Origin of the sequence: Bifidobacterium moraviense, assembly GCF_012932365.1 — a bacterium.
Taxonomy (GTDB): domain Bacteria; phylum Actinomycetota; class Actinomycetes; order Actinomycetales; family Bifidobacteriaceae; genus Bifidobacterium; species Bifidobacterium moraviense.
Window position 1 is genome coordinate 1 of sequence record NZ_JAAIIH010000004.1, and the last position, 20868, is coordinate 20868.

Genomic DNA, 20868 nt, shown 5'->3' on the forward strand with positions numbered 1-20868 from the left:
AGGCCGAGCAGGACCCGGCCGTCGAACGCGCTAGACTCGTTGACAAGCCGCGCGGTTTCCTTCACTTTTTCAATCACACACCGAATGAAACCGCACGGCCCTTACACACCAAAATCGGAAGAGCCGGAAAAGTTCTTGCAGCCCGGAGCGCGGGATGGCTGAAAACGAGAAAGCCGGCCGCATGGAATGCGACCGGCTTCGGTGGCGACCCCGGCCGGACTTGAACCGGTGACCTCCGCCGTGACAGGGCGGCGCTCTAACCAACTGAGCTACGGGGCCGTTGTGCCGTTTGGTGGGCACGAGTGGCTATATTACACGTTTTCCCGAGACCGCACACCACGGCGTGTCGCGCCCGGCGACGGCGTGCGACCGACCGCGAGCATCCTCGGCACCATGCCGGTGCCGCCGCGCGCAGGGTGCGCATCGGCATGCGAAAGGGGTCGCCTCCGCATGTCCTGAAGACATGTCACGGAGACGGCCCCTATGGCATCAACGCCGAAAGGCATCAGTCAGACTGAAGTCAGCACCGGCTCACTTCTGGCCCTGGGCGGCGACGGCGGCGGCACCGGCGGCGGCAGCCTCCGGGTCCAGGTACTCGCCACGCGGCTTGATCGGCTTGAAGTTCTCATCCAGCTCGTACAGCAGCGGGATGGCGGTGGGGATGTTGACCTTGGCGATCTCGTCCTCGGACAGGTTGTCCAGCATCTTGACGATGGCGCGCAGCGAGTTGCCGTGGGCCGCGATCAGGACGGTCTTGCCGGCGCGGAGCTCCGGCTCGATGGCGGACTCGAAGTACGGCTTCACGCGGTCGACCACGTTGGCCAGGCACTCGGCCTCCGGGACCGGATCGCCGGCGTAGCGCGGATCGTTGTTCTGCGCGTACTTGTCGTTCGGGTCGATCTCGGGCGGCGGGGTGGCGTAGGAGCGGCGCCACAGCATGAACTTCTCGTCGCCGTACTCCTCGCGGATCTCGGTCTTGTTCTTGCCCTGCAGAGCGCCGTAGTGACGCTCGTTGAGACGCCAGCTGCGCTCGACGGGGATCCACAGGCGATCCGCGGCGTCAAGGGCGATGTTGGCGGTGTTGATGGCGCGACGCAGCAGGGAGGTGAACACGATGTCCGGCAGGACGTTCTTCTCCTTGAGCAGCTCGCCGCCGCGCTTGGCTTCGGCTTCGCCCTGCTCGGTCAGCGGGACGTCCACCCAGCCGGTGAACTGATTGGTCTTGTTCCATGCGCTCTGTCCGTGACGGAGCAGTACTAGTTTGTAAGTCATACTTCGCAGTCTAACGCCGCCCACGGCCAAAATCGAGGGTCGATGACGCCGTCGCCTCACGTATCGGACACCGTGCGCGGCGACGACGCGAACGACGCCCGACGCCCTAGAGCCCCGGGACCGTCGCAACCGCGCCGATCACCGCGACCGCCGCGAAGACCAGCGCGCTCAGCCCGCTCAGCGCCAGCGCCCCGCCGAAGTCGCGCCGGCGCACCGCGCGCACGAACGCGACGCCGACCGTCAGCAGCGCCGCGCCCGCAAGCCCGAGCAGCGCCACGGCGACGCTCGGCGGCACGGACGGCGAGCAGACGACCGATGCCACGGGTTCCGTGGAGCACGCCGCCGATCCGCCGGGGCACGGGGGCACGGACTGTGCCGCGCCGCATTCCAGTCCTGCCCAGCGGCGCAGCGATGCGCCCAGCGGCACGACGGCCAGGACCGCGACCGGCAGCACGGCCACCGCATGGACGCCGATCAGCAGACGCCGCGCCCGGCGCTCCCCCAGCCGCACCGCGAGCGTGCGCTTGCCGTGGACGCGGTCGTCGTCCACGTCGCGCAGGTTGTTGACCATGAGCATCGCGCAGGCGAGCAGCCCGGAGACCACGGCGCCCGCAAGGCCGAGGAGCGTGACCTCCCCGGCGAGCGCAGACTCGGTGCCGAGCACCGCGGCGAGTCCGAAGAACAGGAAGACGCCGAGCTCGCCGAATCCCGCATAGCCGTAGGGATGCCGGCCTCCGGTGTAGGTCCAGCCGGCCAGCAGGCCGGCCGCGCCGATGAGCGGCAGCCACCATTGGCCGGAGACGGCCGTCGCGGCAAGACCCGCCGCGCAGGCGACGGCCGCGGCGAGACCCGCCGCCGCGAGCACCGCGCGGGGACGCACCAGTCCGGAGGCGGTGAGGCGCCGCGGTTTGCCGGTGCTCCGCTCGTCGGCCGTGCGCGCGGCGTCGGTACCGCGGATGCCGTCGGAGTAGTCGTTGGCGAAGTTGACCGCGATCTGGAGGAACAGGGCCACGGCCGCGCACAGCAGCGCGACCGGCCAGAAGCGCGAGACGAGCAGCTGATGGCGTGCCAGATCAGCTGCGCAGTACGCCGGCTGCGGATAGACTTCCGGGCATCCCGGCACCGCGCCGATCCGCGTCCATGCCGCGGCGGCGCCCACCGCCACGGGGGCGATGGAGGCCGGCAGCGTGCGCGGGCGGAGCCCGGTGATCCACAGGCGCAGCGGAGGGCGCGACGGCCCATCAGACGGCGCAGGCGCCGACATCACGGAGGATGCCGGCGCCTGCGGGGAGGACGCCTTGCGTTCGGCGGAAACGCGTTCCATCGCCGGACTCACTGGGCCACCGATCTCACTGGGTCACCGGATTCACTGGGCGACGGGACCGTTCGGGTCGGTCGGGGTCTGCGGGGTTGCCGGAGCCTGCGGGGCGTACGGCTGCTGCGGCTGCTGAGCCACGGGAGCGGCAGGCGCGGGCTGCGAGGCCGGCGCGGCGGTGGCCGGCGCGACCGGCTGCTGCGGCGCGGTAGGCTGGGCGGCGGCGAACGGCTGGGCGAAGGCGGGGGCGGGAGCCGCGGCAGGCGCGCCGGCGGCGGCCTTCTTGGCGGCGAGATCATTGATGAACGCGATCGTCTCGCACAGCACCAACACGATGGCGGCGATCAGCACCAGCCACACGCCGATGCCGATGGAAGCCGAGGCGCCATAGTAGGACAGGTTGTGCTTCGCCGCCACCTCCTCGAGGTTGTTGGAGAAGTTCACCATATCGACGATCACCATCACGGCCATGACGGCGGACACGATCAGACCTGCCAGATACTTCCTGAACACGTCGAGCACCACGGTCGCGACGGCAAGCACCAGGAAGATCCAGCCGTCGCTCTGCTGGAAGAGGCTGCTGATGCTCTGCGAGCCCACGATCGGGATGGAGAGCGTGGCGAGCGGCAGGAAACCGGCAATGAGCGTGAGCACGGCTGCCGCGGCGGCGGCCACGGTGACGTAGCTGAAGGTGCGGCCGCCCACGGCGACGGTCTTGCTCTCCAGCTTGCGCGACAGGTCCACGGCCTGGTTCTTGAGCTGGTCCACATCCACGGAGGTGGTGGGCTGTGCAGCCTGCTGCGGCGCGCCCTGCGGCTGCGCGGCGGCCGGCTGAGTCGGCTGCTGCTGGCCGTACTGCGGCTGCGCGGGCTGAGCAGCGGACTGCGGCGCCTGCTGGCCATAGGGCTGCTGCGCATACTGCGGGGTCTGCTGCGGCTGCTGCGGCTGCTGCGGGTTGACCGGGTTCGCGTTCGGATTCGGATCCATGTTCTCTCTTTTCCCTTGCGGAAGGGGAATGCCGGATCATCACGGCGTGGCCATGTCCCGCATCCCTTGGACACCACACATCATAGGAGTATGTCGCACCAAGACGCCAGAGGGACCCCGACGCAACAGCATCGGGGTCCCTCGTTCGCATGCGGGACGCGGACGGCCTGCGCCGCCGGCGTCCGTCGGTCATCGGTCACCGACCGCGGTCAGCGGTCGTCGTCGGCCGACTCCGATTCGTTCGAGCCGAACGCCACCTGCGCGGCGGAAGGCGACCAGCCAGAGAACATCGCCGCGGCGGCGGTCTCCAGCGTGGCCGTGGCCTTGCCGGAACGGCGCGGATCGTCGATCGCCGGCAGTTCCTCGTCCTTGTGTTCCGCCTGCGCGGCCAGCTCCTCGTCCGTCGGCTGAGGCTTGCCCTCCGCGGCGACCGGCGCGGTGAACGCCCACTGCGCGGCGGAAGGGGACCAGCCGGAGAACATCGCCGCGGCGGCCGTTTCCATGTTGGAGGGTTTCTTGGAGTCCATGATTCCTCCCCACCTCATGCGGGGCGCCGGACCGTCGCACGATCGCGTCGGCCTCCGCCTCGCTGCCTATGAATTCAGCATAGGTCCGTGTTCCGTCGACTCCGCCGCTCCCCTGCCCGAACGTGGTAGGACGGCGGCAGGGACGCATCGCGGCGCCGCGCCGCGACAGAACACGCATGAAACGCACGAAAAAGGGAGGGACCGCAGTCCCTCCCCGAAGCCGAATGCGAACCGGCGCGAACCGCGCGAATCAGGCCACGAGCGGCTTGACCAGCGGGAACGTGATGGTCTCGCGGATCGTGGCGCCGGTGAGCGCGATGAGCAGTCGGTCGATGCCCATGCCCATGCCGCCCGCCGGAGGCATGCCCACGCCGAGCGCCTCCAGGAAGTCCTCGTCGATGTCGCACGCCTCCTCGTCGCCGGCCAGGGCGTCCTTGGCCTGCGCCACGAAGCGCTCGCGCTGCACCACGGGGTCGTTGAGCTCGGAGTAGCCGGTGGCCAGCTCGAAGCCGCGCACGTAGAGGTCCCACTTCTCCACCACGCCGGGCTTGGTGCGGTGGCCCTTGACCAGCGGGGAAGTCTCCACCGGGAAGTCGCGCACGAAGGTCGGCTCATAGAGCTTGTCCTCGTAGAAGTGCTCCCACAGGTGCTCCACGAGCTTGCCATGGTTCTCCACGTCGTCGCGCTCCACGCCCAGCTTGTCGGCGATCTCGCCGAGGTGCTCCACGGAGGTGCCGGGGTTGTCCGGGCCGCCGTTGGGCACGATCTCCTCGCCGAGCGCCTCGGACAGGGAGCCGTACATGCTCATGGTCTTCCACTCGCCGCCGAAGTCGTACTCGGTGCCGTCGAGCAGCGTGACCTTGTGCGAGCCGTACACGTCCATGGCGGTCTTCTGCACGAGCTCCTTGACGAGCTGGCCGATGGTGTCGTACGTGCCGTACGCCTGGTACGCCTCGACCATCGTGAACTCGGGGGCGTGCGTGGCGTCGACGCCCTCGTTGCGGAAGTCGCGGTTGATCTCGAACACGCGGTCGATGCCGCCCACGAGGCAGCGCTTGAGGAACAGCTCCGGCGCGATGCGCAGGTAGAGGTCCAGGTCGAACGCGTTCATGTGCGTGGTGAACGGACGGGCCGCGGCGCCGCCGTGCACGGTCTGCAGCATCGGGGTCTCGACCTCGAGGAAGTCGTGGCTGGCGAAGGTGTGGCGCAGCGAGGCGACGGCCTTGGAGCGGTTGCGCACCATGTTGCGGATCTTCTCGTCCGCGATCATGCCGATGTACGGCTTGCGGGTGCGGGTGTCCTCGTTGAGGTCCTTGTGCAGCGCGGGCAGCGGCTGCAGCGCCTTGGAGGCGATGGCCCATTCGGTGGCGAAGACGGACAGCTCGCCCGTCTTGGAGGAGATGACGCGGCCCTTGACGTACAGGTGGTCGCCCAGATCGACGAGCTGCTTGAACTGCTTGAGCGAGTCCGCGCCGATCTCCTTCTTGGAGATCATGCCCTGGATCTTGGTGCCGTCGCCGGCGGACAGCTGCACGAAGCACAGGCCGCCCGCGTTGCGCAGGAACAGCACGCGACCGGCGATGCCCACCATGTCCTCGGTCTCCTGGCCGGGCTCGAGCTTGCCGTCGTACCTGGCACGCACGGCCTCGATGGTGTCGGTCACGTCCAGATGCACCGGGTACGGGGCGATGCCCTCCTTGAGCATGATCGCGCGCTTGGCGACGCGCATCTGCACCTGCTCGGGGTGCGCGAGCGGGCCGAACTCCTTGTTGGACGGGTCCACGGCCTCCTCCAGCGTGGCGCCGTTCTCGATCCTCTCGCGGATCGCGGCGTCCTGACGCAGGAGCATCTCGGCGCGCTCGACCGTGGTCATGCGGGGAGCGGCGTTCTCTTCCTCATTGGCTTGGGATTCTTGGGTTTCGCACATAAGGCCACAGTGTAGCGAGGTGCCGATACACGACCGCGACACGCCGAGTTTGCACCAGGCCGATCATGTTGTAAGCTAGCGGACGTTGCCAAACGGGCTGTAGCGCAGCTTGGTAGCGCGCTTCGTTCGGGACGAAGAGGCCGCGGGTTCAAATCCCGCCAGCCCGACAACTCAACCGGATCGCTGATCTCAGCGGTCCGGTTTTTTCATATTCCGTCCGCCATGCCGCCGCATCCTTGCGCACCGCGAGCCTCCGGTGGGACGATGTCCGCGTGATGACAAGCAGCTGGCACAGGGGCACGCCCGGCATCGATCCCGATTATCTGCAACGGCTCTCCCGCAAGACGAGGCGCAGCTGGCGCGCCGGAGCCGCGGTGCTCGCCGCCGCCGCGGTGCTGTGGGCGCCGCTGGTGGCCACGTCGCGTTCCATGACGGACGGCTGGGTCTCGACGCTCTTCACGGGCATCATGACGGCCGCGCTGGCAGCATGCGCGCTGTGGGCATGGCATCGCGGCCGCCTCGACATCGACCACGCCGCCATCGCGAAGCGCAGCGCGCCCCGTGTCGTCTCGATCCGCGGCGACGAGCTGGCGCGCATGCTGCGCGAGGCGGGCGTCTTCGATCTGCTCCGGCAGCCCGACTACATGGTCAGGGACTGGACCAGCGGCATCGTGAACGCCACGGCCACCGTGTTCGTCACCTGCGTCGTCTGGACGCCCCACCCCGAGCCCCGGCAGTTCACCGTCTACGCGCATCTGACGCCGCGGCGCGAGCAGCGCGACGACTGGCCGTCGATGCGCGTGGTCATGGAGCTGTACGGCGATATGGTCCGTCTGACCGCCTGCCCCGAGACGGTCTGCGCAGGCATCTACGGATACCGCAGGGCCAAGCCGTACAAGGATCCGTCGCTGAGCTACGGCTCGGGCATCGTCGCGCCGCGCACCGACGTCGACTTCGGTCCCGAGAGCATGGGAGGCAGCCCGGTCGTGGCGTAGCGCGGCACCATGCCGTCGTCCCGCGCCGTCGCCCGACCGTCGCCCACACCGTCCCCCGCACCGTCGGCATGTAGGCGCGCCACGCTATGCTGATTGCGCGCACCTAATAGTAAAATGGTTAAACATAATGCCGGCGGTGCGCGGGGCAGCCATCGCGCATGGCACGGGACCCGGAAAACCGGGAACCCGGGAGATCGAACCACAACGCAACCACAGACGCAACCACAGAGGAACAACCACAGAGGAATCGGGAGCAAGCATGAAGAAGAGCCTGCTGGCGCTGGCCGCCGGAGCGTTCATCCTCGGCGCCGCGGAATTCGTGATGATGGGCATCCTGCCGCAGGCCGCCGAGGCCACCGGCGTGGACATCCCCACCGCCGGACACTACATCTCCGCGTACGCGATCGGCGTGTGCATCGGCACGCTGATCCTGGTCTTCGGGCGCAAGGTGCCGCCGAAGAACCTCATCATCCTGTTCATGGCCATCGCGCTGGCGGGCAACCTGCTGAGCGCCGTGTCCCTCAACGCGCCCATGCTCATCGCCGCGCGCTTCATCTCCGGCCTGCCGCACGGCGCGTTCTTCGGCACCGCCACGCTCGTCGCCAAGACGCTGGCGGAGAAGGGCAAGGAGGCGCAGTCCGTGGCCGCCATGGTCACCGGCCAGACCGTGGCCAACATGCTCGGCGTCCCCGCGGGCACGCTCATGGCGGAGTCGCTCTCGTGGCGTCTCGCGTTCGCGATCCTAGCCGCGTGGGCCGCGATGACGATCGTCCTGACCATCGCGTGGATCCCGTACGTGGCACCGATCAAGGATGCGGGCATCGCCGGCCAGTTCCGTTTCCTCACCCGCAGCGGCCCGTGGGTGATCCTGGCCGCCGTGTTCACCGGCAACGCCGGCGTGTTCTGCTGGTGGAGCTACGTCTCCCCGTGGCTGCAGAAGACCGGCGGATGGAGCAGCGATCTGGTGCCGTTCCTCATGATGCTCGCCGGATTCGGCATGGTGGTGGGCGGCCAGCTGGGAGGCAAGCTCACCGACGCGTGGCGCCCGGCAGGCACGGCGGCGCTCGGCCAGGCGTTCTCGATGCTCGGCCTGATCATGGTGCTGCTGGTGCCGGGCAACCGCGTCACCACGGCGGTGCTGACGTTCCTGATCGCGTTCGGCCTGTTCTTCATCTCCGCACCCCAGCAGCTGCTCATGACGCAGGCAGGCGTGGGCGGCGGCGAGCTCATCGCCGGCGCGGCCGTGCAGGTGGCGTTCAACTTCGGCAACGCGGTCGGCTCGATCGTGGGCGGCGCGATGCTCAACGCGTTCGCGATGGACTACCGTTTCACCGGACTCGGCGGCCTGCCGCTGGCGCTGCTGTCCGTGGGGCTGCTGACGTTCTACTCGTGGCGCTGCGAGACCGACACCGAGGCGGCGAAGCGTCTGCGCGAGGTGCGCGTCTGACGATCGGCCCGACGACCGCGCGGCGCCATCGTGCGTGACGCCGTCGTGCGCAACAACGCCGCGCGCGGCGTCACTGTGCGCAACATCACAGGCGCCGCGCCGGCGCGCCACTCCCCCGACGCCCCGAGTCTGCCTAGACTGGCAAGCGGATCATTGCACATCCGTTTGCCGCGCGACGCTGCGGCCGGGCACGAGGAGGAGTCATGGCGGACCGTTTCGATGCACAGGCGTTCCTGAAGGGACTGGACGCGATCTTCGACGCGCACGAACAGGCGAAGAAGGCGGAGCCATACCTGCTGCAGGCGCTCACGGACGCGGAGAACGCGCACGACGAGGCCGGACAGCTCACGGTGCTCAACGAGATCATGGGCTTCTACCGCTCGCAGTCGCGTCACGAGGACAACCAGTGGATGGTGCAGCGCGCGCTGGAGCTCGCCGCGCACATGGGACTCGAGGACACCGAGGCGTGGACCACCACGCTCATCAACGCGGCCACGAGCATGCGCGCCGCCAAGCGCTACGACCAGGCCGAGGACCTGTACCGCCAGGCGCTGGACTCCGCGCTGAAGACCTACGGCCCCGCGGACCGCCGCCTCGCCGCGCTGCACAACAACCTGTCGATCCTCTACAGCGAGACGCACCGCCTGAACAAGGCCGAGGCGGAGCTGCGCGAGGCGCTGCGCATCATCGAGGCCTCGTCCGTCAACGCCGATCAGGACCTCGACGTGGCGTCCACCCACACCAACCTCGCGCTCACGCTGCTGGAGGAAGGCAAGAAGGAAGGCGCCACCGCGCACGCCAGGAAAGCGCTGGAGATCTACCGCAACGGGCATCTGGAGCACAGCGCGCACTACGCCTCCGCGCTGGCCGGCTACGCGCAGGTGTGCTACCACAACTCCCTGTTCGTGGACGCCGTGGACGCCTACCGCCACGCGCTGGCCGTGATCGAGGAATGCTACGGCACGGACAACGACTACTACCGCGTGACCGTGGCCAACCTCGAGGACGCCGTCAAGGCCGCCGAGGAGCTGGGCATGAAGGTGCCCGACGAGAACCCGTACGAGGGCAACGCCGAGGCCCCGGCAGCCGTCCCGCCCGCCGCGCAGCCCGTCGCCGGCGCCGACGCGCAGGACGCGGACGCCGTCTCCGAGGATGCCGCCTCCGCGGACGCCGCGCAGGGCACGCAGGGCGTGGACGCCGCGAAGACGCTGCTCGAGGACGCGCAGTCCAGGGACGCGGACATCAACGCCGCGCTGAGCCGCCCGCCGATGACCGGCCTGCAGCTCGCCAAGGCGTACTGGGAGGCGTACGGCAAGCCGCTCATCGCGGAGAAATACCCGGAGTATCAGGGCCGCATCGCCGCCGGTCTCGTGGGCCACGGCTCCGAGTGCTACGGCTTCGACGACGAGATCTCGCAGGACCACGACTTCGGTCCCGGCTTCTGCCTGTGGCTGACGGCCGAGGACTACGCGAAGATCGGCGAGCAGCTGCAGGCCGACTACGAGGCGCTCCCCCAGACGTTCCAGGGCTACGGTCCGCGCGAGCAGACCGCACGCGCGCAGGGCGCCGGTCGCCGCGTGGGCGTGTTCGAGATCGGCCAGTTCTTCGAATCCATCACCGGCTATCCGCAGGCGCCCGCGGAGGACGCGCCGCACGAGTGGCTCATGCTCGACGAGGCGACGCTGGCCGCCGCCACGAACGGACAGGTGTTCGCCGATCCGCTCGGCCGCTTCTCCAAGGTACGTCAGGGCTTCAAGCTCATGCCGCAGGACGTGGTGCTCTCGCTCATCTCGCGTCGCCTCGGCATGATCGCGCAGGCCGGACAGTACAACGTGCCGCGCATGCTCAGGCGCGGCGACGGCGCCGCGGCGATGCTCTCGATCGACGAGTTCGTCAAGGCCACCGCGTCGCTGGTGTTCCTCATCAACACGCCGACGGCGGTCGGATATCTGCCGTACTACAAGTGGCAGTTCGCCGCGCTGCGCAAGCTGTCGCGCCGCATCGCCACGATGCTGGCGGACGTGACCGAGCAGCTGGAGAAGGTGCTGCGCCTGAGCTCCGCGGCGTGCTTCGGCGGCGCGGGATTCGGCGAAGGCGGCAAGGGCGCGGGCCCGGCCATCGATCAGGTGACCGCGACCATCGACCACATCTGCGCCGAGATCGTCAAGCAGCTCAAGCGCGAGCGCCTCACCGAGTCGGACGAGACGTTCCTCGAATGGCAGCGTCCGTACGTGGAGGAGCACATCGTCAGCAGCAACCCGGTGCTGCGCAGTCTGTGACGGGCCGCGTCGGTCGACGCATGAGAACCGACGCGCGACATGAATCGGCGTATACGCATGAATCGAAAGGACGGCAGGGCATGAGCACTGCGATCGAGGCGAGCGAACTGCAGGAATCCATCGTCCGCCACGAGTGGGACCAGTTCCAGCGCACCAACAACGAGGGCGGCCGCGCCGCATGTCAGGGCAACTGGCCGACGTTCCACCAGATGCGGCTGAGCCAGTTCCTCACGTGGCCGACGGAGCTGCAGCGCAGCTACGCCGACGATCTGGACGAGGCCGACCGCGTGGGGCGCAACCTCGTCACCGAGAAGTACGGGCGCATGATGGCGTCCACCGCGCCCGAACAGTACCGCGAGACGATCGAACCGTACATCCCGCGCCTGAGCGACGAGCGCGTCGCACGGCAGGAGGCCGTGATCGCGCGGCAGGTGGCGTGGACGCGCGACTTCCGCGAACGCTACCCGCACCTCGGCGAGGCGATGCGCGTGCTCACCACGAGCGAGGACACGCCGTCCAAGACATCGTTCGAGACATACCTGCGCGGCGAGCTGGGCACGTACTCCGATCGCACGCTGGGCCTGTACGAGACGATGGTGGCGGCCAAGGCGGCGGCCGGCGAGAACCTGACCGAGCAGACGATCCTCAACACCGTGCGGCTGGGCGGGTTCGACGGGCTGGACGACGCCGAGGCGCAGCTCGCGGCCTGACGCCGTTCCTCCCGCCATCCTGCGCCCCTCCCCGTCATCCTGCGCGGCGCGCGCCTCTCTCCTCCAGTCATCCTGAGCAACGCATGTCCCCTCCCGTCATCCTGAGCGCAACGCACGCCCTTCCTTCCGTCATCCCGCGCGGCACGCTCCTTCCCCGTCATCCTGAGCGAAGGCGAAGCCGAAGTCGAAGGATCCCTGACCCCACGGGAACGATCAAAGATCCTTCGACTCCGCCCTACGGGCTCCGCTCAGGATGACAGGAAAAAGCCACGTACCCCAAGACTGACAAGAAACAGAACAGCGCACGCCCCCTCCCGTCATCCTGAGCAACGCACGCCTTCCTCCCGTCATCCTGAGCAACGCATGCCTTCCTCCAGTCATCCTGAGCGAAGGCGAAGCCGGAGTCGAAGGATCCCTGACCCCACGGGAACGATCAAAGATCCTTCGACTCCGCCCTGCGGGCTCCGCTCAGGATGACAGGGAAAAAGCCACGTACCCCACTCAGGATGACGGGAAAAGGCCACGCACCCCGCTCAGGATGACGGAAAGGGCATGTCAGGACGACGAGAAAGAGGACTCCGCACGGCGCGCTAGGGTGAAGGCATGAGGAGAATGGCAGGGGCGGCACGGCTGGCGGCCGCAACCATGGTGATCTGGATGGTGCTGGCGGCCCTGGGCGCGCTGATGACCCCGCCGTGGCATCCCGAACGCTACTCGGACCACATCGCCGTGGAGACGCCGGACACCACGATCGCCGCCGCGGATCCGTCCGTCGGCACCGGCACGCCGATGGGCACGTACGAGGTGCGCGAATCCACGGTCACCATTCCCCTGACGGACGCCGTGAGCGTGAACGCCATCGTGCGCGAGCCGGTGGGCGCGCCCGGCGAACGTCCCGCATTGCTCATGCTGCAGGGCGCGGGCACCGGCAGGGCCACCGAGGTGTACGGCGACATCGCGCCGCAGCTGGCGAGCGCGGGCATCGTGACGATGGTGCCGGACAAGCGCCTCGACGACTACACGCTGTTCCACCGCGACTACGTCTCCATGGCGCACGACTACGAGAAGGAGCTCGACCTGCTGCGCGCGATGCCGGGCGTGGACCCCAAGCGCACCGGCGTCTACGCCGAGTCGGAGGGCACGTGGATCAGCGCGGTGATGACGGACGAGCGCCCGGACATCGCGTTCTCGGTCATCGTGTCGTCGCCGGTGTATTCGGGGCGCGAGCAGATGACGATGGCGGCGAGCACGTACTTCGCGCAGACCGGCGTGCCGCGCGCGGTGGCGGGCGACATCCCCAAGTTCACGATGCTCGACTTCTCGCTGGTGCGGCTGGACTACGCCGACTTCGACGCACTCTCCCGGTTCGGTCGGCTCACGCAGCCCGCGCTGGTGGTCTACGGCACGCTCGACCCGTCGATGCCGATCGAGCAGGGCGCGCGCGAGATCCGCGACCGCGCGGCGTCCGGCTCCGGCAACCGCAACGTGACGCTGCGCTACTACCCCACCAACCATCAGATGCGGCTGGGCGCGCGCGTCTCCAGACCGAACCTGACGCTCGACCCGTCGTACGTGCGCGACGTAGCCTCGTGGATCAACGCGGCGGCGGCCGGCACCGGCGCCGACGGCTGGCGCACGCCGATGACGGCCGGCGCGCAGCCGGACCAGATGTTCGCGGTGCGCACGGGAGCCATGACCGGCGGGGCGATGTCGCCGCGGTCGCTCACGCAGCTGGCAGCGCTCATGGTCGGCGGCGCGGCGGCGCTGGCGTTGGCCGGGGTTCCGGGCGCGGCGTGGGGTCTGATGCGCGGCGCACGACGTGCGATGACCGGGGCTCGCGGGACGGCCGGGACTCGCGGGACGCGGGGATTCGGCCGTGGCGCGGCGGCGCGACTGTGGGCGCTGGGGACCGGCACGCTGGTCGCGCTGCTGGCCGCGGGCGTCTATCTGGGGCTGCTGGTGGCCACGTCGCTGCAGCTGGAGTCCAACGAACCGCTGTTCCACGGCGGCTGGGTGGCGATGCGCGTCCTGAGCGTGCTGGTGGCGCTGCTGTGGGCGTCCGCGCTGCTGCGCCTGTGGGGCGATGCCCGGCGACCGTATGACGACGCGGCGACCGAGGCCGTGCATGCCGCGCCCGTCGCGCATCGCGCCGCCGTCACGCGCGACGGCTCCCGCTCTCGGTTCGCAAGGGGCGTTATCCCGTGGACGCTGACCGTCCTCACGCTCGCCGGCACGGGACTCGTCACCGTCGCCTTGGCGTTCTTCGGCCTGTACAGTCTCTGACATGCCCGCGCCGCGCCCGCTCATCGCCCTCGTCGTCCCGAACGAAGCGCCCCCTCTCGTCATCCCGAGCGGGGCGCGCGATCTCTCCCCGTCATCCTGAGCGGAGCCCGCAGGGCGAAGTCGAAGGATCCCTGACCACCGCACACCAAAGATCCTTCGACTCCGGCTCCGCCTCCGCTCAGGATGACACAAAAAACCAGCATGGCCTCGCGCAGGATGACGCAAGACCGGCATGGCCTCAGTCGGGGCAGCGCAAAACCGGCACGACCTCCGCCCCGTCATCCTAAGCGAGACACGCGGTCCCCTCTCGTCATCCTGAGCGGAGCACGCAGGGCGAAGTCGAAGGATCCCTGACCACCGCACACCAAAGATCCTTCGACTGCGGCTCCGCCTCCGCTCAGGATGACACAAAAAACCAGCACGACCTCCGCCCCGTCATCCTGAGCGACGCACGCGATCTCTCTCCCTGTCATCCTGAGCGGAGCGTGCGTCCCCTCTCGTCATCCTGAGCGGAGCCCGCAGGGCGAAGTCGAAGGATCCTTGACCAGCACACCAAGGATCCTTCGACTGCGGCTTCGCCTCCGCTCAGGATGACGCAAAAACCGGCATGGCCTCGCGCAGGATGACACAGGATCGGCACGACCGTCACTCGGAACGACGCAAGACCGGCATGGCTGCGCAGGACTATGCGAACAGCCGGGCGCGCAGGGCGTCGGCGGCGGTGAAGCGGATGCCGGCGAGTCCCACGGCGGTGGCCGCGTCGGCGTTGCGCTGCTTGTCGTCCACGAACGCGGTGGTCGCCGGGTCGACGCCGAACCGCGCGATGGCGCGACGGTAGATCTCCGCGTCCGGCTTGTGCACCCGCTCGGTGCTGGAGACCACCACGTCGCACAGCAGTCCGAGCGCCGGGAACAGCTCGCGCGCGGCGTCCACGTACTTCACGGTGAAGTTGGTCAGGCCCCAGCAGCGCACGCCGGCCGCGTCCAGATCGCGCAGCAGCGTCTCCATGCCCGGGATCATGCCGGCGAGCGCCATGCGCTGACGCTCGAAGTACACGCGGAACACCCACGCCACCGCGGGGCCGTGATGCTCCTCGTAGTCGGCGAGGATCCGCTCCTCGCTCCAGCCCAGATCGGACAGCTCGTCGTAGTGCCAGAAGCCGTACTCGTCGGCGCGGTCGAAGAACATGTCGATCACGCCGGGCGGGTACTGTCCCTCGAGCGGGATGCGCGGCCGCCAGTCCACCAGCACGTCGCAGAAGTCGAAGATCACGTCGCTGTAGGCGGGAACGCCGTGCGCGCGTTCGCCGTGCGCGGGGGCCGCGGAGGATGTCTCGATGCTCATGCTCATACCGGTCACCTTACCTGCGATGCCTGTCCGACCTGTCCGACCTGTCCGACCTGTCCGGCCCGTCCCATCAGACCGATCCGTCCCGCCATCCCGATCTGCCCGTCACGTCCGCCGTCCCCGTCGGGCTCGTCGCGCCCGTCGCGCCGCGTGGCGGACAGCCGCACGTACCCCGAGTGGCGCATCGTGAAGCGGATGCGGTCGGCGCGGTAGCAGTCCATGGCCCGCTCGCACGGTCGGCCGCGGGTGTCGCGCGTGATGCGGCGCACGCGCACCACGGGCGCGCCGATCTCCACGCCGAGGAGCTCCGCGAGCCGCGCGTCGGCCTCCACGGTCTCCATCGTCTCGTCCACCACGGCGGGATGCACGTCGTAGTAGCGTTCGAACATCGTGTAGAACGGCTGGGTGAGGTCGTGCGTGGGGAACTGCGGGAACAGGTCGGCCGGCAGGTGGCTTGTCTCCACGGACAGCGGCCCGTCGTCGATGAACCGCAGGCGCGTGATGTCGTAGATCGTCGGCGCGGGGCCGCCCAGCTCCAGCAGTCGTGCGTCGGAGGGCGACGCCGGCGTGATCACCGCGCGCAGCACCGACGAGCGCAGGTCGAACCCCTGCCGCCGCGCGATCACCGGCAGCGACTCGGAGGTGTTGAAGTTGCGTTCGAGCCGGTCGTCGGCCACCACGATCCCGCCGCCGCGGCCGATCTTGCGGATCACCTCGTGCCGCGACTCCAGCTGGGTCAGCGCCAGACGCAGTTCGAAGCGGCTGACGCCGAACTCGGCCGCCAGCCCGCGCTCCGATCCCATCTTCTCCCCCGGCTCCAGCTCGCGGTCGCGGATCATCGCGCGGATGCGGTGGACGATCTCGTCCACCGAGGGGCGGCGCACGGCGGCGGGGTCGGTCGCATCGGGACCGGTCTCGCCCGCCGTCATGTCGTCGTCGCTCATGTCCTCGTCCTCACGTGCAGTCGGTACGATCGGCGTGCCTGCCATCACAGTCCCAGCGTCGCGAGGGTCTTGGTGAAGCCGTCCATGAACCAGTCGACGTCGGACTCGCTGAACACCAGCGGCGGGCGGAGCTTGAGGATGTTGCCGAAGCGTCCGCACACGGAGGTGAGGATGTGGTTGTCGCGCAGCGTCTCGAGGATGTCGAGCGCGGCCTTCTGGTCGGGCTCCTTGGTGCCGGGCTTCACGATCTCGCAGCCGATGTACAGTCCGGCGCCGCGCACGTCGCCGATGCACGGGTGCGCGTCCATGAGGCCCGCGACGGCCTGCTTGAACACGGCGCCCACGCGCTTGGCGTTGCCCATGGTGTCCTCGTCGCGCATCACGTCGAGCACGGCCTGCGCGGCGGCCATGCACACCGGGTTGCCGCCGAACGTGTTGAAGTACGGGATGGATCCGGCGAACGGCTCGAGCACCTCGTGGCGCGCGGCCATGAGCGAGGTGGGCAGGCCGTTGGCCATCGGCTTGCCGGAGGTGACGAGGTCCGGCACGATGCCCTGACGGCCGAAGCCCCAGAACGCGTCGCCGGTGCGCGTGAAGCCGGGCTGCACCTCGTCGGCGATCCACACGCCGCCCAGCTCGTGCACGGTGTCGATCACCGGCTTGAGGTAGCCCACCGGGTCCGGGTAGACGCCGTCGGAGGAGAAGATCGAATCGGCCAGCAGCGCCGCGAACTTGATGCCGTGCCGGTTCATGTCCGCCACGGCCTTGCGCACCTCGCCGGCCATCCAGTTGCCGAATTCGGCGGCGGTGCACTCGGCGGCGGGCTTGCCGTCGATGGTCAGGCGGTACGTGTCCGGCGTGGGGATCATGCGCATCGTCAGGCCCAGCGTCTGCGCGGTGCCGAGCGCCGGCGACAGCTTGGACGTGAGCGCGGAGTTGCCGTGGTACGCCTCGTGCGTGACGATCACGCCCTCGCCGCCGGTGTACGTCTGCGCCACGCGCACGGCGAGGTCGTTGGCCTCGGAGCCGGTGCACTGGAACATGATGCGGTCGATCTCGTCCGGCATGGTGGAGAGGATATCCTCCGCGTAGTGGAGGATGTTCTCGTGCAGGTAGCGCGTGTGCGTGTTGAGCAGCGACGCCTGCCTGGTGAGCGCCTCCACGACGCGCGGATGGCAGTGGCCCACGGACGCCACGTTGTTGTACACGTCCAGGTATTCGACGCCGTCCGCGTCCCACAGGTGCGATCCGCGGCCCTTCACCAGATGCACGGGGTTGCGGTAGAACAGGCGGTAGGCCGGCCCCAGCACCTCGCGTTCCTCGGTGAGCTTGCGGGTCTCGGGGTCGAGCGCCGCCGCCATTTCCGGACGGAAGCTGTTGGTGTCCATGATCGTCGATCGCGTTGCCATGATTCCTTCTTTGCTCTGTTCCCCGGGGCCGCGGCGGGTCCCGGGCGCCTGGGGATTCCGCGGGGATGCTTGGGATTCCTTGGGTCTCCTTGGCCTTTGCCGGTTGACACCCGCGAGCGTAATCCCCCAATGTTGCCCGTGCGGGCGCATGCGGATACGTCACGGTAACAAACCATTTGCGCGTCGGACCATGCTTTTGGTCGCCGTGCGTCGCAGCGACCGCCGCGCATCGCGACGCCTCGCATCTCCGCGCATCCGATGTGCTCATTCCATGGCGGCGACGCCGCGGATTGAGCGGATCCAGTTCCCGCGCATCGCAGAATGAGCGGATCCAGTGCCGGAGAGGCCTGAAGCGGCGCCTCACGCATCGGATATGCTCAATCCGTATCTTCGACGCCGCGGAATGAGCGGATCCAGTTCCCACGCATCACGAAACGAGCGAATCCGATGCGCGGGCGGCCTCGCAGGACCGTCACGCATCGGATTCGCTCATCGTCCCGACCGTCCGGTCGCCCCGGGATGCCTATGGCAGATGCCTGATCGTCCCGGGAACGGCCGTCAGTCGTCGGTGCGGTACTCCGACTTGCCGCCGGACGCCGCGAACTCCTCCTCCGGGGAGAGCACCAGATGCTTGCGTCCGTAGACCGCGAAGAACACGGTGGCGAGGACGTAGATCACGACCATCGCGTACACGGCCAGACGGTAGTCGGGGTTGAGCAGCACGGCCACGAAGATCGCGAGGGCGAGCAGGCCGGCCACCACCGCGCCCGGCACGCCGAAGCGCGAGACGAACGGGCGCTTGATGTGCGGCATGTTGCGCTTGAGCAGCACGTAGGAGACCATCTGCAGCAGGTAGGCCAGCACGGCGCCCCACACGGCGATGTTGAGCACCACGGAACCGGCTCCGTCACCGCCGTACGCGATGATGAACAGGGCCGCGAAGCCGATCACGGCGCCCACGATCAGACCCCAGTACGGCGTCTTCTGCTTGCCCGTCAGGGACAGGAACGCCGGATAGTAGCCGGCGCGGGACAGCGAGTACAGGTTGCGGCCGTAGGCGAACATGATGCCCTGGATGGAGGCCAACAGGCCGATGAGCGCGAACGCGGACAGCACCGCGGCGAGGTTGCCGGGCAGGATGGCGCGGTAGCCGTCGAGCAGCGGCTCGTCGGAGCCGGACAGCGCCTCGGAGCCCATCACGGCCGGGTTGAGGAACACGATGATGAGCGCGGAGAGGCCCAGCGTGAAGATGCACAGGCGGGACGACTTGGGGATGTTGCGCTCCGGGTCGCGCACCTCCTCGGCGGCCAGCGGCAGCTGCTCGATGCCGAGGAACAGCCACATGGCGAACGGCATGGCGAAGAAGATCGCGCCGGCGCCGAACGGCAGGAACGCGGAGTTGCCGCCCTCGGGGGCGATGTTGAGCAGGGAGCCGAAGTCGGCCTTGCCGGTCACCAGCGCGCCCACGCCGAACAGCGCCACGATGGCGAGTGCGGCGATCGAGACCACCTCGGCGAAGCGGAACGACGTCTCGGCGCCCAGCCAGTTCACCACCACGAAGACGGCGTACAGGGCGAGCCACCAGACCCACTGCAGTCCGGCGTCGTCGAGCGAGAGCCCGGTCAGGTCCGTGAGGATCGCGTCGGCGTACGCGGAGGAGAAGTAGACGATCGTCGCGGCGGTCATCACGTACTCGATGGTCTCCGCGAGACCGGTGAAGAAGCCGCCCCACGGGCCCATCGCCGCGCGGGCGAACGAGTAGGCGCCGCCGGTGTGGGGCATGGCGGAGGCCATCTCGGAGATCGAGTTGAGCATGAGGACGTACATCACGTAGACCACGAGGGCCGCGATGAGCATGCCGCCCCATCCGGCCTGGGCGATGCCTCCGTTCCATCCGGAGAAGTCGCCGGAGACGACGGCCGCGATGCCGATGGCCCACAGGCCGAACGCGCCCGCGGTTCGCTTGAGCTGTCGCCTCTCGAAGTAGCTTTTGTCGGTGTGCACATAGGTGACGCTGCTCAGGCCGGTGCCCGAGGTCGTCGACGTTGCCGTGGCAGACATGATGACCGCCTTCCTCTCTAACGGTTTGTCGTATCGGTTCCTTTGCGGATTGGTTGGTTGATGGGTGGATATGTTCAGTTATGAAATCTCGTTCGGTGCGGCCGCCGATTCAACGCGGCGGACCGTCCGGTGCGGCCGACCGCTCAGTGCAGCAGCCACAGCGGATCGTCGAGGTACCGCGCGGCGCACTTCACGCTGCCGGGCGCCTCCTCGGCGGCCATGCCGTCGGGCAGGGCGTCGGCGCGGTGGTTGGTGGTCCAGCCGAGCATCTGCAGGCGGCGGATCATCGACAGCGCGCTCATCACGTGCAGCTCGTCGTCGCTGAACGCGCCGGCCACGCGCTCGTAGCCCTTCACCCACGCCTTGGCGAGGTCCGGGGCGTACGGCTCGTGCTCGATGAAGCTCAGCGAGGACGCGTAGTCGTAGAGGTACCAGCTGTAGCCGGCGTCGTCGAAGTCGATGATGGTGAGCTTGCCGTCCGGTCCCTTGATCACGTTGGACGGGCGCAGGTCGGCGTGGATCAGACCCCACGTCTGCGGCGTGCGCGGCACCTTCATCACCACGTCCATCGCCTTCCACAGCGCCTCGTTGCACAGCGCCTTCTCGTCGTCCGTGAGGTCCGCGGTCTCCCAGCGGCCCCAGCGCGGCGAGGGTCCGACCATGTTGGAGATGTCCCAGTTGAAGCGCGTGAAGCCGTAGGGCTTGACCCACGTGCGCGACTGCGCGTGGAACTTGGCGGCCCAGCTGCCGATCGTCACGTAGTAGGGCGCGGGGTTGTCGAGGTCCTCGAGCACCGTGCCCTCCACGAACTTGGTGGAGATCACGGTCCAGCCCACCTGGTTGTTGTCGTGGATCTTGGTGACGAACGTGCCGCGCACCGTGGGCACGGGGTTGATGAGGCTGATGCCGTCGATGTCGTGCAGGGCGTTGAGCCAGCTGATCTCGGAGGCCACCGCCTCGGGGCCGCCCACGTAGCCGGGCTGGGAGACGCGCACCACGCCCTCCGGACGGCCGTCGATGAGCAGCACGAACGTGGCGTTCTCGGAGACGGTGATGAGGTTGAGCTCGGCGCGTTCGTGGTTGATGCCCCACGCGCCGCACACGCCCTGGAACAGCCAGAACGGCGCCGGGTCGCCCTTCGTGAGCCCGCTGAAGGTGTCCAGGCTGATCACCTGCGTGGGGTTGTCCATGAGGCTTGCCAGTTGCTGTGCCATATCGTCCTCCGATCCCTGCGTTCGATCCGCGCGGATCCGCGTGGAGTCCCGCCGATGTCTGCCGATCCTTGGCGGACCGTGGATGCTCCGATCCGCCGATCCGATGGCCGGCCGGTCCGATGATCCGCTGATCCGCTGATCCGTCGATCCG

General features: G+C 68.6%; 16 protein-coding genes and 2 tRNA genes. 7 read left to right on the forward strand and 11 right to left on the reverse strand.

The annotated features are described in order from the left end of the window. On the forward strand, positions 1–224 hold a 224-nt coding region (locus G1C96_RS10090; protein WP_205832039.1), incomplete at its 5' end, for a hypothetical protein. On the opposite strand, the gene G1C96_RS04020 is transcribed toward G1C96_RS10090, so the two are convergent. The 6 genes from G1C96_RS04020 to lysS all read right to left on the reverse strand — a co-directional run bounded on the left by G1C96_RS04020 (position 203) and on the right by lysS (position 6028). Beyond that, a tRNA-Asp gene (locus G1C96_RS04020) sits at positions 203–279 on the reverse strand. The genes G1C96_RS10090 and G1C96_RS04020 overlap by 22 nt on opposite strands. A gap of 252 nt (positions 280–531) precedes the next feature. Next, positions 532–1272: a phosphoglyceromutase gene (locus G1C96_RS04025; RefSeq protein WP_169275382.1), complete on the reverse strand. Its 741-nt coding sequence runs from the start codon at positions 1270–1272 to the stop codon at positions 532–534. A gap of 106 nt (positions 1273–1378) precedes the next feature. Beyond that, on the reverse strand, positions 1379–2536 hold the full coding sequence (gene menA, locus G1C96_RS04030; protein WP_169275502.1) for a 1,4-dihydroxy-2-naphthoate octaprenyltransferase: 1158 nt from the start codon (positions 2534–2536) through the stop codon (positions 1379–1381). A gap of 102 nt (positions 2537–2638) precedes the next feature. Beyond that, a complete protein-coding gene (locus tag G1C96_RS04035; protein ID WP_169275383.1) occupies positions 2639–3574 on the reverse strand; it encodes a hypothetical protein in 936 nt (311 codons plus the stop codon). A 209-nt stretch (positions 3575–3783) separates the two neighbouring features. Further along, complete coding sequence (locus tag G1C96_RS04040) at positions 3784–4101, reverse strand: hypothetical protein (RefSeq protein WP_169275384.1); 318 nt, start codon at positions 4099–4101, stop codon at positions 3784–3786. A gap of 250 nt (positions 4102–4351) precedes the next feature. Further along, positions 4352–6028: a lysine--tRNA ligase gene (gene lysS / locus G1C96_RS04045; RefSeq protein ID WP_169275385.1), complete on the reverse strand. Its 1677-nt coding sequence runs from the start codon at positions 6026–6028 to the stop codon at positions 4352–4354. 93 nt (positions 6029–6121) lie between these two features. Here lysS and G1C96_RS04050 point away from each other — a divergent pair. The 6 genes from G1C96_RS04050 (at position 6122) to G1C96_RS04075 (ending at position 13742) form a co-directional block, all read left to right on the forward strand. After that, positions 6122–6195 (forward strand) — tRNA-Pro (locus tag G1C96_RS04050). 105 nt (positions 6196–6300) lie between these two features. Next, complete coding sequence (locus G1C96_RS04055) at positions 6301–7023, forward strand: hypothetical protein (protein WP_169275386.1); 723 nt, start codon at positions 6301–6303, stop codon at positions 7021–7023. A 259-nt stretch (positions 7024–7282) separates the two neighbouring features. Beyond that, complete coding sequence (locus tag G1C96_RS04060) at positions 7283–8470, forward strand: MFS transporter (protein WP_169275387.1); 1188 nt, start codon at positions 7283–7285, stop codon at positions 8468–8470. 203 nt (positions 8471–8673) lie between these two features. Further along, positions 8674–10749 (forward strand): DUF4037 domain-containing protein, encoded by a 2076-nt coding sequence (locus tag G1C96_RS04065; RefSeq protein WP_169275388.1) that lies wholly within the window; start codon positions 8674–8676, stop codon positions 10747–10749. Between the two features lie 80 nt (positions 10750–10829). Next, positions 10830–11459 (forward strand): DUF4125 family protein, encoded by a 630-nt coding sequence (locus tag G1C96_RS04070; protein WP_169275389.1) that lies wholly within the window; start codon positions 10830–10832, stop codon positions 11457–11459. A 603-nt stretch (positions 11460–12062) separates the two neighbouring features. After that, positions 12063–13742, forward strand: a complete 1680-nt coding sequence (locus tag G1C96_RS04075) for an alpha/beta hydrolase family protein (protein ID WP_169275390.1) — start codon at positions 12063–12065, stop codon at positions 13740–13742. A gap of 684 nt (positions 13743–14426) precedes the next feature. On the opposite strand, the gene G1C96_RS04080 is transcribed toward G1C96_RS04075, so the two are convergent. From G1C96_RS04080 to G1C96_RS04100, 5 genes are all read right to left on the reverse strand, one after another. After that, positions 14427–15092: an HAD-IA family hydrolase gene (locus G1C96_RS04080; RefSeq protein ID WP_240945098.1), complete on the reverse strand. Its 666-nt coding sequence runs from the start codon at positions 15090–15092 to the stop codon at positions 14427–14429. Between the two features lie 5 nt (positions 15093–15097). After that, the gene (locus tag G1C96_RS04085; protein ID WP_240945099.1) at positions 15098–16033 is read right to left on the reverse strand and encodes a GntR family transcriptional regulator; all 936 of its coding nucleotides are present in this window, start codon (positions 16031–16033) and stop codon (positions 15098–15100) included. 44 nt (positions 16034–16077) lie between these two features. Continuing rightward, positions 16078–17442 carry an aspartate aminotransferase family protein gene (locus G1C96_RS04090; protein ID WP_169275391.1) on the reverse strand — a complete coding sequence of 455 codons (1365 nt, stop codon included), beginning with the start codon at positions 17440–17442 and terminating at the stop codon, positions 16078–16080. Positions 17443–18000: 558 nt separating this feature from the next. After that, complete coding sequence (locus tag G1C96_RS04095; RefSeq protein ID WP_169275392.1) at positions 18001–19503, reverse strand: amino acid permease; 1503 nt, start codon at positions 19501–19503, stop codon at positions 18001–18003. Positions 19504–19646: 143 nt separating this feature from the next. Then, the gene (locus tag G1C96_RS04100; protein ID WP_169275393.1) at positions 19647–20717 is read right to left on the reverse strand and encodes a phosphotransferase enzyme family protein; all 1071 of its coding nucleotides are present in this window, start codon (positions 20715–20717) and stop codon (positions 19647–19649) included. Positions 20718–20868: the final 151 nt, after the last annotated feature.

Bases quoted from the DNA above. Each gene is read 5' to 3' on its own strand.
- G1C96_RS04025 (WP_169275382.1), bottom strand. From the start codon at position 1,272: ATGACTTACAAACTAGTACTGCTCCGTCACGGACAGAGCGCATGGAAC.
- menA (WP_169275502.1), bottom strand. From the start codon at position 2,536: ATGTCGGCGCCTGCGCCGTCTGATGGGCCGTCGCGCCCTCCGCTGCGC.
- G1C96_RS04035 (WP_169275383.1), bottom strand. From the start codon at position 3,574: ATGGATCCGAATCCGAACGCGAACCCGGTCAACCCGCAGCAGCCGCAG.
- G1C96_RS04040 (WP_169275384.1), bottom strand. From the start codon at position 4,101: ATGGACTCCAAGAAACCCTCCAACATGGAAACGGCCGCCGCGGCGATG.
- lysS (WP_169275385.1), bottom strand. From the start codon at position 6,028: ATGTGCGAAACCCAAGAATCCCAAGCCAATGAGGAAGAGAACGCCGCT.
- G1C96_RS04060 (WP_169275387.1), top strand. From the start codon at position 7,283: ATGAAGAAGAGCCTGCTGGCGCTGGCCGCCGGAGCGTTCATCCTCGGC.
- G1C96_RS04065 (WP_169275388.1), top strand. From the start codon at position 8,674: ATGGCGGACCGTTTCGATGCACAGGCGTTCCTGAAGGGACTGGACGCG.
- G1C96_RS04070 (WP_169275389.1), top strand. From the start codon at position 10,830: ATGAGCACTGCGATCGAGGCGAGCGAACTGCAGGAATCCATCGTCCGC.
- G1C96_RS04075 (WP_169275390.1), top strand. From the start codon at position 12,063: ATGAGGAGAATGGCAGGGGCGGCACGGCTGGCGGCCGCAACCATGGTG.
- G1C96_RS04080 (WP_240945098.1), bottom strand. From the start codon at position 15,092: ATGAGCATGAGCATCGAGACATCCTCCGCGGCCCCCGCGCACGGCGAA.
- G1C96_RS04085 (WP_240945099.1), bottom strand. From the start codon at position 16,033: ATGAGCGACGACGACATGACGGCGGGCGAGACCGGTCCCGATGCGACC.
- G1C96_RS04090 (WP_169275391.1), bottom strand. From the start codon at position 17,442: ATGGCAACGCGATCGACGATCATGGACACCAACAGCTTCCGTCCGGAA.
- G1C96_RS04095 (WP_169275392.1), bottom strand. From the start codon at position 19,503: ATGTCTGCCACGGCAACGTCGACGACCTCGGGCACCGGCCTGAGCAGC.
- G1C96_RS04100 (WP_169275393.1), bottom strand. From the start codon at position 20,717: ATGGCACAGCAACTGGCAAGCCTCATGGACAACCCCACGCAGGTGATC.